Source organism: Geobacillus sp. WSUCF1 (assembly GCF_000422025.1).
Classification (GTDB): Bacteria; Bacillota; Bacilli; order Bacillales; family Anoxybacillaceae; genus Geobacillus; species Geobacillus zalihae.
In genome coordinates this window covers 1-15678 of sequence record NZ_ATCO01000085.1, presented here as the reverse complement: position 1 = coordinate 15678, position 15678 = coordinate 1, and the positions used below count along the sequence as shown (strand labels likewise).

Annotated in this window: 15 protein-coding genes, 2 pseudogenes and 1 riboswitch; of the genes and pseudogenes, 5 read left to right on the top strand and 12 right to left on the bottom strand. The window is 54.2% G+C overall.

The genetic code is table 11. The features are described from left to right. Positions 1 to 7: 7 nt before the first annotated feature. The 3 genes from I656_RS0115675 to I656_RS07360 all read left to right on the top strand — a co-directional run bounded on the left by I656_RS0115675 (position 8) and on the right by I656_RS07360 (position 2567). A complete protein-coding gene (locus I656_RS0115675; RefSeq protein ID WP_015374020.1) occupies positions 8 to 196 on the top strand; it encodes a hypothetical protein in 189 nt (62 codons plus the stop codon). Positions 197 to 435: 239 nt separating this feature from the next. Then, a complete protein-coding gene (locus I656_RS07355; RefSeq protein ID WP_033005733.1) occupies positions 436 to 1326 on the top strand; it encodes a CdaR family transcriptional regulator in 891 nt (296 codons plus the stop codon). A 128-nt stretch (positions 1327 to 1454) separates the two neighbouring features. Continuing rightward, positions 1455 to 2567, top strand: coding sequence for an ABC transporter ATP-binding protein (locus tag I656_RS07360; protein WP_013146253.1), 1113 nt, complete (start codon positions 1455 to 1457; stop codon positions 2565 to 2567). An 83-nt stretch (positions 2568 to 2650) separates the two neighbouring features. On the opposite strand, the gene I656_RS07365 is transcribed toward I656_RS07360, so the two are convergent. After that, positions 2651 to 2893, bottom strand: coding sequence for a hypothetical protein (locus tag I656_RS07365; RefSeq protein WP_011230134.1), 243 nt, complete (start codon positions 2891 to 2893; stop codon positions 2651 to 2653). 288 nt (positions 2894 to 3181) lie between these two features. Here I656_RS07365 and I656_RS07370 point away from each other — a divergent pair, with 288 nt between their 5' ends. Next, the gene (locus I656_RS07370; protein ID WP_011230133.1) at positions 3182 to 3394 is read left to right on the top strand and encodes an alpha/beta-type small acid-soluble spore protein; all 213 of its coding nucleotides are present in this window, start codon (positions 3182 to 3184) and stop codon (positions 3392 to 3394) included. A gap of 84 nt (positions 3395 to 3478) precedes the next feature. On the opposite strand, the gene I656_RS07375 is transcribed toward I656_RS07370, so the two are convergent. The 10 genes and pseudogenes from I656_RS07375 to tenA all read right to left on the bottom strand — a co-directional run bounded on the left by I656_RS07375 (position 3479) and on the right by tenA (position 12606). Further along, on the bottom strand, positions 3479 to 4750 hold the full coding sequence (locus I656_RS07375; RefSeq protein ID WP_015374018.1) for a hemolysin family protein: 1272 nt from the start codon (positions 4748 to 4750) through the stop codon (positions 3479 to 3481). Positions 4751 to 5311: 561 nt separating this feature from the next. Beyond that, positions 5312 to 6337: a thiazole biosynthesis adenylyltransferase ThiF gene (locus I656_RS07380; protein ID WP_015374017.1), complete on the bottom strand. Its 1026-nt coding sequence runs from the start codon at positions 6335 to 6337 to the stop codon at positions 5312 to 5314. After that, positions 6334 to 7101: a thiazole synthase gene (locus I656_RS07385; RefSeq protein WP_013146257.1), complete on the bottom strand. Its 768-nt coding sequence runs from the start codon at positions 7099 to 7101 to the stop codon at positions 6334 to 6336. Before I656_RS07385 ends, I656_RS07380 begins: the two co-directional genes overlap by 4 nt. 1 nt (position 7102) lies before the next feature. Then, positions 7103 to 7306 (bottom strand): sulfur carrier protein ThiS, encoded by a 204-nt coding sequence (thiS, locus tag I656_RS07390; protein ID WP_020755221.1) that lies wholly within the window; start codon positions 7304 to 7306, stop codon positions 7103 to 7105. Next, complete coding sequence (gene thiO / locus I656_RS07395; RefSeq protein WP_020755220.1) at positions 7303 to 8436, bottom strand: glycine oxidase ThiO; 1134 nt, start codon at positions 8434 to 8436, stop codon at positions 7303 to 7305. The genes thiS and thiO overlap by 4 nt, the downstream gene beginning before the upstream one ends. 3 nt (positions 8437 to 8439) lie before the next feature. Then, the gene (tenI, locus tag I656_RS07400) at positions 8440 to 9045 is read right to left on the bottom strand and encodes a thiazole tautomerase TenI (RefSeq protein WP_013146260.1); all 606 of its coding nucleotides are present in this window, start codon (positions 9043 to 9045) and stop codon (positions 8440 to 8442) included. A 16-nt stretch (positions 9046 to 9061) separates the two neighbouring features. Continuing rightward, positions 9062 to 9843, bottom strand: a pseudogene (locus I656_RS0115670) (energy-coupling factor transporter transmembrane protein EcfT). Continuing rightward, positions 9840 to 11294, bottom strand: coding sequence for an ABC transporter ATP-binding protein (locus I656_RS07405; RefSeq protein WP_015374013.1), 1455 nt, complete (start codon positions 11292 to 11294; stop codon positions 9840 to 9842). The pseudogene I656_RS0115670 and the gene I656_RS07405 overlap by 4 nt, the downstream one beginning before the upstream one ends. 14 nt (positions 11295 to 11308) lie before the next feature. After that, on the bottom strand, positions 11309 to 11899 hold the full coding sequence (locus I656_RS0115665) for an ECF transporter S component (protein ID WP_033005720.1): 591 nt from the start codon (positions 11897 to 11899) through the stop codon (positions 11309 to 11311). Between the two features lie 23 nt (positions 11900 to 11922). Beyond that, positions 11923 to 12606 (bottom strand): thiaminase II, encoded by a 684-nt coding sequence (gene tenA, locus I656_RS07410; RefSeq protein WP_033005719.1) that lies wholly within the window; start codon positions 12604 to 12606, stop codon positions 11923 to 11925. A 106-nt stretch (positions 12607 to 12712) separates the two neighbouring features. Further along, a riboswitch (TPP riboswitch) is annotated at positions 12713 to 12820 on the bottom strand. A gap of 142 nt (positions 12821 to 12962) precedes the next feature. Here tenA and I656_RS07415 point away from each other — a divergent pair. Further along, entirely contained in the window at positions 12963 to 14147 is a 1185-nt protein-coding gene (locus I656_RS07415) for a class I SAM-dependent rRNA methyltransferase (protein ID WP_033005731.1), read from the top strand. A 63-nt stretch (positions 14148 to 14210) separates the two neighbouring features. Here the strand turns inward: I656_RS07415 and I656_RS0115660 are convergent. Then, positions 14211 to 15415, bottom strand: a pseudogene (locus I656_RS0115660) (MFS transporter). Positions 15416 to 15678: the final 263 nt, after the last annotated feature.

Here is a 15678-nt window from a genome sequence, read left to right as displayed (position 1 = left end):
CGAGATGATGGAACGAAATGAAGCCAAGCGCCGGGATTCATTGTACGAAGGGCGCGATGAATACTATATGGACATCGACCGCATGATCAACGAAGGGATGGCCGGAGGTGCTGTGTACGGCCACGGCGATGACGTCAACATGGAGGAAGCGCGCGATCTTGTCAAAGAAGAGCCGCCGTACGAAGCCGGCCAGTAAACGGAGCCGATTTTCCCGCCTCGGGAAAGTCGGCCTTTTGTTTTATGAAGCCTCTCCGCCAATGCGTTAGGCAGGGATCGTTCGAAACGACCGCTGTTGGCCAAGCCGCCCGTTCATCCTGCGGCTTTCCCGCTTTCATCCATTGTCTTTCTTTCCATTCGCGGGGATTTGGTATAATGAAAACAACGCCGATTCCTCTTCGGCGTGACATCATCCTTGACGGAAAGTGGTGCGCCGCGATGCTAAAAGAGCTCGAATCGCTTTATGAAGGGGACATCGTCATCAACGGTCAGCCGGAACACCCCGAAGATTACGAATGGTTTTATACCGCCGATGGTGATGAGATCGGCATCGCCAAGCATCGATTGACAGAGCAGGAGCGGCGATTGCTGGCGCTTTTTTTCACCCCCGCCGAGCGCCGACGCGAACCGGAAAGCGAAGAGGAGCGGGCATGGAAACGATGGATGGCAACCGGCGACCCAGCCGCGCTCGCTCGGCTCGCTGCTCCGTATTGCCGGTTCATTCATTTTACAGCCAGCCGGCCGATCGCCAACAAAGAGGAGTTTGCTGACGCCGTTCGCGGCTTATTTTCCTCCCCGGTTGCCATCGTCTGGGAACAAGATCGGCGCGGGCTGATCGTCGAAGCGAAACAAAAGCGGACGACGGAGCCGCCTTCGTTAGCGGACATGGCTGAGGCGCTCGCCGCTGATTTTTATACGGCCATTCATTTCTTGATCGGCCCAATCCGCTCCGTCGATGAACGGCTATATGAATCGTTTCTCCTTGAAAAAGAGTGTTTTTCCGCCGCTCGGCGCTTTTGGCCGAAACGAACGGTGTACGAATGGGAAGACGTCATTCCGCTTCCGCTCTTTGAAGAAGGAGCAGTCAGTGAGAAAGCTCACCAAACCCTCTCGTTTCTTGACGGATTCGACGAAGAGGAAGTGCGGGCGATGGAGACGTTTTTGCAATGCAACTTAAACGTCTCGATGGCAGCGAAAAAGCTGTATATGCACCGCAATAGTTTGCAATATCGAATCGATAAATGGGCGGAGCAAACTGGTGTTGACATCAAACGGTTCAAAGGGGCGGCAGCCGTCTATTTGGCTATCTTGCACCGGCGCCGTTCGTAATCCCCCGCTTTTTTGTCATGTCGCCGAAAATCGGCGGCATTTTTTGTGCACCTCGTCCATTTACGAATGTTCCTATTTTTCTATACACTAATGGCAAGAAAACGATTTCGGCGATGAGGAGGATGGTTATGGCAGAACTCATTCTTGATCATATTTACAAAATTTACGACAACAATGTGGTCGCCGTCAAAGACTTCAATTTACATATTCAAGACAAAGAGTTTATCGTATTTGTCGGCCCGTCCGGCTGCGGCAAATCCACCACGTTGCGGATGATCGCCGGCCTTGAGGAAATTTCCAAAGGCGATCTTTACATCGACGGCAAACGAATGAACGATGTGCCGCCGAAAGACCGCGACATCGCCATGGTGTTCCAAAACTACGCCCTGTATCCACATATGAGCGTCTATGACAACATGGCGTTCGGTTTAAAACTGCGCAAATTCCCGAAAGCGGAAATTGAAAAACGCGTCCGCGAGGCGGCGCGCATTCTTGGGCTCGAGCAATATTTGGACCGCAAACCGAAAGCGCTCTCCGGCGGGCAGCGGCAGCGCGTGGCATTGGGACGGGCCATCGTCCGCGATGCAAAAGTGTTTTTAATGGACGAGCCGCTCTCGAACTTGGATGCGAAACTGCGGGTGCAAATGCGCTCGGAGATCGCGAAGCTCCATCAGCGCTTGGAAACGACGACCATTTACGTCACCCACGACCAAACGGAAGCCATGACAATGGCCACCCGTCTTGTCGTCATGAAAGACGGCGTCATCCAGCAAGTCGGAACGCCGCGCGAGGTATACGAAAAACCGGAAAACATTTTTGTCGGCGGCTTTATCGGTTCACCAGCCATGAACTTCCTTCGTGGAACGCTGCAAGACGGCAAGTTTGTCGTCGGCCAAACATCATTTGGCATTCCGGAAGGAAAAATGAAAGTGCTGCGTGAGCAAGGGTATGTCGGCAAGGAAGTGATTTTAGGCATTCGTCCGGAAGACATTCACGACGAACCGCTCTTCCTTGAAGCCTCTCCGGCGACGAAAGTCACCGCTCTCGTCGAAGTCGCCGAGCTGCTTGGCGCTGAATCGATGATTTATTTTAGCATCGACAACCAAGAATTGGTCGCTCGCATCGACGCCCGCACGGAAATCAAGCCGGGCCACCGGATTGACCTGGCGCTTGATATGAACAAAGCGCATTTCTTTGACGTTGAAACGGAACGGCGCATCCGGGCGGCGGATGAAAAGTAACCCCCCATTGTTGTTCATATAGATTCATTCGAAGGCGTTCCGAAAAAAACGGAACGCCTTTCCTTTCCACTCCATCAACAGCCTTATTCCTTGATAAAACGCACTTCCTCCTCATGGCAAGTCGGACAGTAAAACAAATGAACACATTCATGATTCGTATACGTGCGCAAATAGCCGTCGACAAGTTTCATGACGTCCGCATCCATGTACGGGCTGTAGTCATCGAAATAATCTGTAACTTTCCCATGATCTTCCATTGGTTGCCGGCAGTAGCTACAATACACCGTCACCCGGCGCAGCCCGTTGCACAGCGGGCATACATTCATGTTGCTTCCTCCTCTAGGATGTTCCTTATCTTTACATATTCCCTAATGGTGACAGCGGTAAAACGTTAAAAATTCCCATATTCTCCCCATGCATAACAGGCAAAAAACGTCCCAAACTATGAGTACCGCCAGCGAAACCACCCATCCGTTGCAACAGTGACGCTGGCGAAGCCAAAAGCGGGTGGGCCGGTGGGTTCAGCCAAGCTTGGCACATGCCTTGCAGCGTGAAGTGTTGGTGCAAATCCAACACCCCAACCATCAAAAATTTTTAAGAGGAGATGATCAACGATGGCACGCAACAATAACAACAACCAATTGTTAGTCGCTGGTGCTCAACAAGCCATTGATCAAATGAAGTACGAAATCGCCCAAGAATTTGGTGTGAACCTCGGCGCTGACACGACTTCTCGCGCGAACGGTTCGGTCGGCGGCGAAATTACGAAACGTCTTGTCGCCATGGCTCAGCAACAACTTGGCGGCCAATTCGGCAACATTCAATAACCGCCTTAACGAACAACTTCATATAGATGGCAAACGCCCCGGGCCGTCAGCCCGGGGCGCTTTCATATGGAAACGGGGAGCGAATCAGGCGCCTCCCGCCTGCTCGGCAAGCGGTTGGCTCAATGAGACAAGCACTTTGCGAATACGGCGATTGTCGACTTGGCGGACGGTGAACGTCAGCGATCCATATTGCAACGTTTCGCCGACGGCTGGAATGCGCTCAAACATCTCAAAAATCCAGCCACCCAACGTATGCGATTCACTCTTTGGCACGTCGATGTTCATCACTTCGCAAAATTCATCCAGCGGCAGTTCGGCGCTGAACTCGAAGCTGTGCTCGTCGATTTGACGCACCGTTTTCACCGCCTCATCATGCTCATCCCATATTTCGCCGACAATTTGCTCGAGAATATCTTCGAGCGTAATCAAGCCAGCGGTGCCGCCAAACTCGTCGACGACGATCGCCATATGCACTTTGCTTTTTTGCAGCTCCGGCAGGAGATCGGACACTTTCATGGACTCGACAACGAACAACGGCTGGCGCAACAAATCGCGGATGCGCACCTCCCGCTTTTGCACAAGCTCGCTGAAAAAGTCGCTTTCCGACAAAATGCCGATCACGTTGTCAATATCCCCTTCATAAACCGGGATGCGGGAATATTTCTCTTCCAAAAACACGTCGCGAATCTCTTCAATCGGCTGGTTCACTTCCACCGCCACCATATCAGCGCGCGGCGTGAAAATTTCTCCGACCAAAATTTCATCAAAATCGAGCGAACGTTGGATCAATTCTTTTTCTTTGTTGTCAATGACCCCTTCCTCTTCACTCAGCTCAACCATCACTTTAATATCTTCCTCCGTCACAGCCGGCACAGCCACCCCATTGGCGAACCTCTTGGCGATTCGATCTTTTAAGGCTTGGAGCGACGCCGTAACCGGCGTCATCAACTTCATCAGCGCATAGGCAAGACTGGCGTATCGGATGGCGAGCTGCTCCGCATGCTCTTTCGCCATCGATTTTGGCAAAATTTCACCGAAGACGACAAATAATACGGTCATCACCGCCAGCGTGGCAAACAAGCCCATCTGTTCCCCAAGCAACGAAACGGCGATGTCCGTAAACAGCACGACCGTCACGACGTTGGTGAAGCGGTTGGCCACAGCAAGCGCCAACAACACGCGGTCAAGCTGACCGATCACCGCTTGGAGGCGCTTATTGTGCAGATGCTCTTCCGCATAATGCCGCAACCGTGCCTTGCTTGCCAGGGAAAACGCGGCTTCTGCTGAAGCGAACAGCACATTGGCAAGCAGGGAGAGGAAAAACCACCCGAATAACCTTAACGGCCACTCTTCCAACGAATCTTCACACTCCTATGGATGGTGACGATGTTATTCATATCCATTTTTCCGCCGAATCATGCTTATGGAAACAACGTTGGCTGCACGGAGCGCGCGGCCGGCGGAAGCCGGCGTTGCCCTCCTTACTTTAAATATAACAAATTTTTCGCCAACTGACTACAGCTGGCGGTTTTTCTTCCACCATAAATCCAGTTTCTTGAATGAAAACATGGCTGTCTTAAAAGACCGTGCTCTCCTAAGCAGGGAGCAATAGATCGTTTTGATCGTGTTGAATTTATACAGCAAATAACAAATAAGAAAAGGTGTCCCGATCCTTTTGGGACACCTTCACATCATGACTCAAACCAACAAGAACCAATGAAATACACAAGAACAAGCAATGAGGCAATGTTGAACGTCACCGACCACTCGTCCATTCCTTCTCCCTCCCTTTCCATCCCCGCTTTCATCATACCATATAGATGGCGAAAAAAAGGGGAGAGGAAGGACATGGATTTGACAGTTTGATGACATTGCCATATTAAGACGAAAGCGGCCGCCAATGCATGGGGTCTCGCTTTAGCCTAAATAGCGATAATAAATGGCTTTGGCTTCCTGCACATCTTTCGTGCCGTGCACAAGCGCACGGCCGTCGCGAAAGACAACCAATCGCTTGTCACCGAGCGAAACGGAGACAAGATACGGGTTCGCTTCCGCTTGAAGCCCTTGGCGGCGAAACAGCTCCGCCAATTCATTCAAGTCGTACTGGCGCAAAGCAGGCGGACGGATTTGCACGGAATCGCGCCCGCACAAGACGGCAGTCTTCGTCCGTTGTTCATAGGAAAGAAACGGATAAGATGGATAACGTCCGCACGTCGGGCAACTGTCCTTTTTCACCCCATCAATCCGAATGGCGGCATATTCGTTCGTCCAAAGGTCAAACGAAACGAGCTTGCCGCGGAGCGCCGACCAGTCCTCCACTAAAATTTTTAACACCTCAGCCATCTGATAGCTGACAACCATTTGCACCGCTGGGCTGATAATGCCGGCCGTATCGCACGTCAATCCCCCTTGCGGCACCGTTTCAAGCAAGCAATACAAACAAGGCGTGCGGTTCGGAATGAAGGCGCAGCTTAAACCGTAACTGCCGACACAAGCGCCATAAATCCACGGAATGTTGTACTTGTAGGCAACGTCATTGATGACAAGGCGCGTATCAAAATTGTCTGTCGCATCGATCCATAAGTCAGGACGTTGCTTGAGGGCGATCGTTTCCAATTCTTCCGGGCCGGCGTCGCCGACAATGGCCTCGATCTCAACCTCGCTGTTGATTTGTTCAAGGCGCCGTTTGGCGGCGATCGCCTTTGGCAGCCGCTCCTTCGCATCCGCTTCGCTGTAAAGCTGCTGGCGCTGCAAGTTGCTCCATTCGACGTAATCGCGGTCAATGATCGTCAATTTGCCGATGCCGGCGCGAACGAGCGCTTCGGCGTTGCCTGTGCCGAGCGCTCCGGCGCCGACTAACACGACATGCTTTCCCCGTATTTTCTTTTGCCCTTCCACGCCAATCGGTGCAAACAATTGCTGCCGGGAATACCGTTCGTTCAAACAACACTCATTCCTTCCGTTGGGCTGCTCGCTGACGCGTACCGTTTTTTCGGGATGCGTCCGGCTTCATAGCCGAGCCGGCCCGCTTCCACCGCCAGCTTCATCGCTTTCGCCATTTTCACTGGATCGGCCGCGCCGGAAACAGCGGTGTTCAAGAGCACCCCATCCGCGCCAAGCTCCATCGCCAGCGCCGCGTCCGCCGGTCCACCGATGCCAGCGTCCACAATGACCGGCACGTTCGCCTGCTCAATGATAAAGCTCAAATTGAGCGGATTGATGATGCCTTGTCCGGACCCGATCGGCGAGGCGCCTGGCATGATCGCATGGCAGCCAAGCTCCTCTAGCCGCTTCGCCAGCACGACATCATCGGATGTGTACGGCAACACAATAAACCCTTCCTCAAGCAGCATTTCCGCCGCTTTCAACGTCTCGATCGGGTCTGGGAGGAGCGTTTTGTCGCAGCCGATCACTTCTACTTTTATCATATCACACAATCCGGATGCCTTGGCGAGCCGGGCGATGCGCACCGCTTCTTCGGCCGTTTTCGCCCCGGCGGTGTTCGGCAAAAGCTTATATTTGCTTAAATCGAGCTGCTCTAAAAAGTTCGGCTGCTCCGGAGAAAAGATGTTCATCCGCCGGACGGCGAACGTTAAAATTTCCGCCCCTGATGCTTCCACCGCTTCTTTTTGCACGTCCAAGCTCGGATATTTGCCCGTGCCGAGCAACAGCCGCGAAGAGAATTCATATGGGCCAATTTTCAACATCTCAACCGCCTCCTACAAAATGAACGATTTCCACGCGATCGCCATCACATAGCGCCTTCGTCTCATACTCATGTTTTTGGATGATGCGGACATTGACTTCGACGATGCAAAGCTTGTTCTCAAGCCGGAAATGGGCAAGCAAATCGCCCACCGTTTTCACCTCGTCGGGCACGGCGACTGCCTCCCCGTTAATCACTAACGTCATTCCACCCCCACCTTTCCGATATGGCGTGTCAACGAAAATGGCGCAAGGTCAAACGCCGTCTCTTTCCGCTCCACTAAGTCGGCGACAAGCAGACCGGTCAACGGGCTGAGCAAAATGCCGTTCCGGTAATGGCCGGCAGCGACGAATAAGCCGCGCCGCTCCGGATGCTCGCCTAGATAAGGCAAGCCGTCTTCGGTCTGCGGCCGAATGCCGCTCCATGCCCCCACCCATTCCGCCTGTTCAATGTCCGGAACAAGACTGGCGGCGCGGTGAAGCAAGTTCATCACCCCACCGGCCGATACGCGCCGATCGAACGTGCCGGGCGTGGACGTCGCTCCGATGAGCAGCCGGTTTCCTGATTTCGGAACGATGTAGCAGCCGTTTTTCGCAAATACAGTCGTTTTTAACAACGGAACCGGAGTGCGCACCATGACGCATTCCCCTTTGACCGGATAAACGGAAAGCGAAAGCCCGACCCGCGCGCCGAGCCGCGCCGCCCAAGCGCCGGAAGCGATGACGACCGCCTCGGCGGCAAACGTCCCGCCTGTTGTGTCTACCACATGCCCACTGCTGTCGGAACGGATGTCGAACACTTCCGTATACTCGTACAGACAAGCGCCGGCGGAGGCGGCGGCATAGGCGAGAGCGGCGGCCAAATCCGGAGCGCTCACTTGCCCATCGCCAGGGATGTACATCGCGCCGGCAAGCGCTTCCGCCGCAAGACGCGGCTCCATTTCAAGCTCCTCCCCTTTCGTGAGCCACTGCACCGGTTCGCCTATGCCCCGCCAAAATGTATAATGGCGATAGAGATCGTCTGCTTCCTCTTCCGTTGTCGCTAGTTTGATCAATCCTTTTTCGACAAGGCCGATATCGATGCCGGTCCTCTCCCTCAGCTCTTCAGCCAAGGCCGGCATGAGAGCTCGGCTTTGCAAGGCAAGCGGCACAAGCGGGCTTGACGTCGAAAACTCGGATTGCGCCCCAAGCATGCCGGCTGCCGCGCTTGACGCCCCGCTTCCCATCGTTCCTTTTTCAAAAATGGCGACGCGATGCCGCCGCTTGGCGAGCTCAAAACCGATGGCCGCCCCAATCACTCCGCCGCCGACGATGGCGACGTCATACCAATGCGTCATCCCCTATCCCCTCCCTTTCACGATGTCTGCCAGCCGTTTGGCCTCAGCAACGGGGTCAGCAGCGAAAAAAACAGCCGACAATACTGCCACCCCGGCTGCGCCCGCTTCCAGCACCCGACGGGCGTTGCCGGCGTGAATGCCGCCGATGGCGATGACTGGAATGGACACGGCGGCCACGATTTCCGCAAGCGAGTCCAGACCGCGCGGCGGCAAACCGGGCTTGCTGTCCGTCGGAAAAATATGGCCATACAAACAAAAGTGAGCGCCATCCTGTTCGGCTTGTTTCGCCTCCTCCGACCCGTGCACCGAGCAACCAACCGTCAAGTCCGGAAACGAGCGGCGGACGGCGCGCACCGGCAGGCTGTGATAAGCAAGCTGCACACCTTTGACACCGTAGACAGCGGCGACATCAACCCGGTCATTGACGATGATTTTTTGCAGCGGCACCCCGACGCGAAGCAGTGCCGCGACAAACGCCGCCACTTCACGCGCCGTCTTCCCTTTTTCGCGAATATGAATCAGGTCGGCATACGGATGGGTGTGCGCACAAATCGCGGCGAATTCGTCAACCGTCTGACGCCCGGTGGAAACGAAATGGAGAACCCCCATCGCCATCCCTTTCTTTCTACCGTACATCGCTTATAGAAATATACGGATAATGAACACCGACATAGTAGGCGGCGAACATCAAAGCGGCAAACAAGGCGACAAGCCAAATATCATATTTGCCGAACCCGATTTCATAATAAAACGTGCGCCGCCCGCTGCCGGAAAATTGTTTCGCTTCCATCGCCACGGCGATGCGCTGGGCGCGGCGGATGCTTTGCGACAACAGCGGAATGGCGTAGCGCTTCATTTTGCTGAGGACGCCTTATTCGGCACGCCGCGCACTGTTAACGCATAGCGGATCGCCTGAAACTCTTCAAGCATAATCGGCAATAGGCGAACGGCCGCCAAAAAACTGTACGCATACTTTGGCTTCAGTCTCAACTGCTGCATGAGCGAATAAAACAACGGAACCGGCCGGGTCGTCAGCGAAAAAATCAAGCCGAGAAGCCCAAGCGCCAAAGCGCGAAACCCGATGTGCACCCCGCGCCAAAAACTTTCCGCTGTAACATGGATGAGCCCCCAGCGAAACCATGTCGTCGTTCCCTCGCCAAACATCATCATCGATGAAGCCGTCGAAACAAACACGAGGAAAAACGGCAAAAACAGCCAAAACAACACATTCGCCGGATAGCCGGTGCCAAAGCAAAACAAAACGAAGAGAGCGAGCGAAACGTTAATCAGCACGTTCGGGTTATGAATGAACAACACCGCAAAAAAGAGCATGACGAGCACAATGAGCTTCAAACTCGGGTTCGCTTCATAAAGCCATGTTTCACGGCGCTGAATGTCCCAGTTCATCGCCATGTTCCTCCTTCGGCCAATACAGGCTCCACAGCAGCAAGGCGCTCATCGCGAACAAGCGCTCCATCTTCAACGACCCACCGTCTCGTCGCAAAACGACGGACAATTTGCTCGTCGTGGGTGACCATGATGATCGCCGCCCCTTGCTCACGGTATGATTCAAGCATCGCCAGCAACGCGAACGTGTTTTTCGCATCCTGCCCAAATGTCGGCTCATCAAGCAAAAAGAGGCGTTGGCCGGCGACGATCGAAGCAGCCACGCTCAGCCGCCGTTTTTGCCCGACTGACAGCTGGTACGGGTGCTGGTCTTGCTGCTCAACAAGGTCAAATTCACGCAACAGGCGGGTGATGGTTTCCTCGATTTCCGCTTCCGGCCGCCCTTCAAGCCGAAGCGAGTAGGCGAGCTCTTCGCGGACGGAATGGGCGACAAATTGCCACTCCGGATTTTGGAAAACAAACGCAATATGGCGGTAGATCGGGTGTTGCCGCTTGATGTCGGCGCCTAGCAGCATATACTCTCCGTCCGTGCGGATGAGTTGCATAAGCGCGTGCAGCAACGTGCTTTTACCGGCGCCGTTTTTTCCGGTGACGGCAATCCATTCGCCGGCGTGCACCGTTGCTTTAGGAACATAGATTTTCGCCTCCCGGCCGCGGAACCCGCGAAAACGGTCGAGGCGAAGAAGCTCCTCGCCTTGATGGCGAGTTCGCTGCCTTGCCGTCCGGTCATAGTCGTCCCAGACGCCTGGATACCAGATCCCTTCAGCGGCAATGACGTCTTTATAGTCGGAAAACACCGCCTTCGCCTCGCCGTCGGCGATGATGCGCCCATCGCGGCCGAACAAGACAATGCGATCCACAAAGTCGAGCACATGGTCAATTTTATGCTCGACGATGATGACCGTTTTGCCGCGGCCCACCTTCTTCACCGTTTGCCATACCGCCTTCGTCCCTTCTTCATCAAGCAGCGCCGTCGGCTCATCCAAAAACAAGACATCCGGCTCAAGCGCCAGCACCGAAGCGAGCGCCAACCGCTGTTTCATCCCGCCGGAAAGCGTATGAATATCAGTATGCGGAGCGATCTCCAAACCGACTTGGTTCAGCAGCGCACGGATGCGGACGGGCATCTCGTGGCGCGGCACGCTTCGATTTTCGAGGGCAAAAGCGATTTCCTCGTCCGCATACGGCATGCAAAATTGCGCATCAGGATCTTGGAAAACATAGCCCCACCGTTCCGGCCGCTTAAGGCGCTCCGCTTTCATCGGCACATCGATCGAGTGGGGAATGATGCCAGCCATCACTTGCAATAATGTCGACTTGCCGCATCCCGACGGACCAAGGAGGAGCACTTTCTCCCCCTCGGCAATCGAAAGCGACAAGTCGCGAAACAGCAGCCCGTCGCTCCCGGGAAATTTCAGGCGCAGCCGATCAATCGCAATTGCTTGTTTCATCGCCATTCGCCGCCTTACCGGTTCAATGCATCGTAATCGTCTTTCGAGGCCGGCCGCCACATTTGCGTCACTCCGGTTTTTTCGAGCGCTTTCGCCAATGAAACAGCAAGCACGCCGGAGATGAGGATGGCGCCGATAAAACGCGCCAGCAAAAAGAGCGCCATATTCCATGGGGCGAGCGCCTCAATATAGCCTTTGTAAAAGTCCATGATGAGCGAGCCAATCGTCGCCCCGACCGCGCCGAGCGATACAACGAACACATCAAAGCGCCGATAGCGGAAGGCGGCAAAGACGAGCTCGGCAAACAGCCCTTGAACGACCCCGTAAATGAGCACTTCAAGCCCCCATTGCGATCCCATGATCAGCTCGCCGGACGAAGCCGCAATCTCCGCGAGCAACGCCACCCCTGGCTTGCGAATGAGCAAATAAGCGAGCGAGGAGGCGATAAACCACATGCCGTAAATGAGTTGATCGAGATGAAACCCTACTGCTCCCACCGCGCTATATAGCGGGGCCCATAATTTGTAAATAATGCCAAACACAATCGCAATGACGATCGTCGTTAAAATATCCGCCAATTTTAACCCTTTTGTCTTCACTTCCATCCTGTTCTCCTCCTTGTCTTGCGTCAACGGCTCGCCGCCAATTCAGCCGACGGCCACTGCTCAAGCCGATACGCCATCTCCCAAAACTCGTACTCATATTCGCTGCTGATGAGGAAATGCCGCTTCATCCGATGGCGATCCTCTTCGGTGACCTCGTCAGCGATGTCGTCAAGCCGCGCGATTTGCTCTTCCACAAGCGAGCGGAACCAGTCCGAACTGTAGGTGCCGATCCATTTTTCATAAATCGGATCATTCGGGCGGCACATTTTCAAGCGCTCGCCAATTTCGTAATACAGCCAGTAGCACGGCAAAATGGCGGCGATAACATCACCGAGATGCCCTTCGTACGCCGCGCGGTACATGTGCGACGTATAGGCGTACGCCGTCGGCGCCGGAATGAACGCCGCCCTTTCCTCTTCCGTAATGCCCAAGAGCTCGGCGAACGTTTCATGCAGCGACAGCTCGGCTTCGCACGTGCTTTGTGCATGGTGCGCCAACCGGGCTGTCGTCGCCAAATCCGGCGATTTCGCCGCCCCGATCGCCTGCACGCGGGCAAAATGGCGCAAATAATAGGCATCTTGCATCACGTAATAGCGAAACTTCTCGCGCGCAAGCGTCCCTTGGCCAAGCTCCTGAACAAACGGATGGCGGAAACTCGCCTGCCAGATCGGATCGGCCGCTTGACGCAATTGTTTGGCAAATGACATTCGTTTTCCCCCTTTTTGGCAAAATAAAAACGCCGCTTCCTTTGCCGATTGGCGTAAAGAAAGCGGCGTGGGCATGCGACGTTGGCAAGGCAAAGCCTAGCCTTGCTGTGCTGCTCCTCCACTTCCCTACGCTGGCATTACCCAGATCAGGTGCTAAGGGTCTCAAAGGCACACTTTGATCTCAGCCTTTCTAAAGGCCCCCCTAGTGGATGATGGTGCAATTTTCAGTTTTCTTTACACTTAATCATACCATGGCACGAACGATTGTCAATCTTTTTTTCTCCGACGTTGCGCTATGCGTTGCAATCCGCTATGATGGAAACGCAGCAATTGACGACGGAATGGGAGTGGAAACGATGGCGAAGGTCATCCTGAAAAGAGAACGGAAAAAACGGCTTGAGCAAGGGCATCCATGGATTTTTCGAAGTGAAGTCGACCGCATCGAAGGCGATGCGACGCCGGGCGACTTCGTTGACGTTTACAATCATCAAGGTTATTGGCTGGCGAAAGGATATATCAACCCCGCTTCGCAAATCATCGTCCGCGTCTTGACGCAAAACCGAAACGATGAACTCGATGAGCGCTTTTTCATCGACCGCATCCGTCAGGCGTGGGCGTACCGTGAACGGATGATTCCCGGCGTTCGCTCCTGCCGCGCCGTCTATGGCGAAGCCGACTTTTTGCCCGGATTGATCGTCGACAAATATGAAGATGTGCTTGTTGTGCAAATTTTGGCGCTCGGCATGGAAAGGCGGAAAGACTGGATTTTGCGCGGCTTGCTTGACGTGTTTGCCCCAAGGGCCATTTATTTGCGCAACGATGTGTCCGTCCGCGAGCTTGAAGGCCTCAAACAAGAAAAAGGCTTTTGGTACGGAGAAGCGGAAACGGAAATCGAAATCGAGGAAAACGGCGTGAAATACATCGTCGATATTGAAAACGGACAAAAAACCGGCTTTTTCTTCGACCAACGGCAAAACCGCGCCGCTCTTCGTCCGCTCATCGGCCCGGAGACGACCGTGCTCGACTGCTTCACCCATACCGGCTCGTTTATGCTAAACGCTTGTCTGTATGGGGCAAAACATGCTACTGCCGTCGATATTTCTGAACATGCCATCGAAACGGCGAAACGGAACGCCGCGTTAAACGGATTCACGAACGTTGAATTTGTCGTCGCCAACGCTTTCGACTATTTGCGCGAGTCGGTGCGCGCCGGCAAACAGTGGGATGTTGTCATCATCGACCCGCCGGCGTTCGCGAAATCGGCCCATGCCGTCCCGAAGGCGCTGCGCGGCTATAAAGACATTAACTTAAACGGATTGAAGCTTGTCAAAGACGGCGGCTTTTTCGTCACATCAAGCTGCTCGTACCACGTCCGCCCGCACCTATTTCAAGAGATGATCGCTGATGCCGCATTTGACGCGAAAAAAGTGCTGCGCCAAGTATATTGGAACGGCGCCGGCTACGACCACCCGAAACTCCTTGCCGCGGAAGAAGGCGACTACTTAAAATTCGCCATTTACGAAGTGCATTCCCGGCGGTGACGAGCCGCTCTCAAAGGCCGTTTCGATGCGCCGCTGGGCAGAAAAAACGCCTAGGGGTTATCCCTAAGCGTTTTTTCGTTCCCTGGGGCGAAGCGATTGTTCTTTATGCAAGACCGACAGATAGACAAGCATCGAAAGGAGCACCGAACCGCTAGCAGCTAAATAAATGCTCGGATAGCCGAACCAATGGCTGATTTGGCCAAACACCATCGCCCCGACGCCGACCCCTAAATCAAAAAACGAGAAAAATGTCGCGTTCGCCATTCCCTTGCGGTGGGCAGGCGCCCGCTCGACGGACCACGCCTGCAGCCCCGGTTGCACCATGCCAAAGCCGAAACCGTACAGCACCGCCGCCAAAAGCAACGCCCATTCTCCCGGCAGCCAAGCGAGAAGAAGCATCGCCAGCAAAATAAGCCCCGCACCAGGGAGAAAGACGGCTCGATGCCCTTTTCGGTCATACAACTGGCCAGCGAACGTTCGCGTCACCATCAAGGCCAGCGCGTAAAGCAAAAAGTACAGCTGCAGGCCGCCGATCTGTTTTTGCGCCGTATATAGAGGCAAGAATGAGGCGATGCCGCCGAACGTCACCGTCAAGAAAAACAACAGCAACGACGGGGTCAAAGCGCTTTTTTCATACAAATCCCATCTGTTCGCCCCTTTGCCATGCACGGCTTCCGCTTTTTTATACGTGATCGCGGCGGCAAACAGCACCGAAGCGACTCCAAGCGCCGCACAAATGGCAAACAGATGGCTAAACGGAATCATAGCGGCAAGCACAAGTCCAAGCGACGGACCAAACGCCAAGGCGATATTCCCCGACAGCCCGTAATAGCCCATTCCTTCCCCGCGGCGGCTCGCTGGAATGATGTCCGTCGCCACCGTTCCGGAAGCGGTTGTCGAAAACCCCCAGCCAATTCCTTGGACGACCCGCATCAAAAAGAGAAGGAAAATGCTTGAGATCAAGCTGTAGGAACCGACAGAAATGACAAAAATGAGAAGCCCCAATAAAAACACAAACCGGCGCCTTTCGTCTCAAGCGCATGGCCGGCGAACGGACGGACGATGAGCGCCGAAAACGTAAACACACCGACGACAACGCCAATCAGCTGATCGTTGCCGCCCAAATGCTCGACAAACAGCGGAAGGGTCGGCAGCGTCATTTGAAACCCAAGAAACACAAAAAAATTGGCCAAACAAATCAAAACAAAATCTTTCGTCCATATTTTTTCTTTTTGTTCTGCCATAAGCGGCTGCTGCTCCGCTCCCATACCGATCCCCCTTGCGAACGATGTATTTCGTGTCCCTTAATATTTGTTAGTATAACATAATCCTATGCCGCCGTTTAAGCAAAATGTGATTTCACCGTTCTCCCGGCAAGATGACGACAAAAAAGCCCCGCCCAGCCGGCGGTTCCCGGGTGTTGTTTGCGCAGCACCATCCTTCTATGATGCGTCAACTACCCCCACTTCGCGAACGCTTGAAGTGGGGGCTTGCAACTCCCCAGAAGTGCAAACGGACTTCGTCCTCCTTC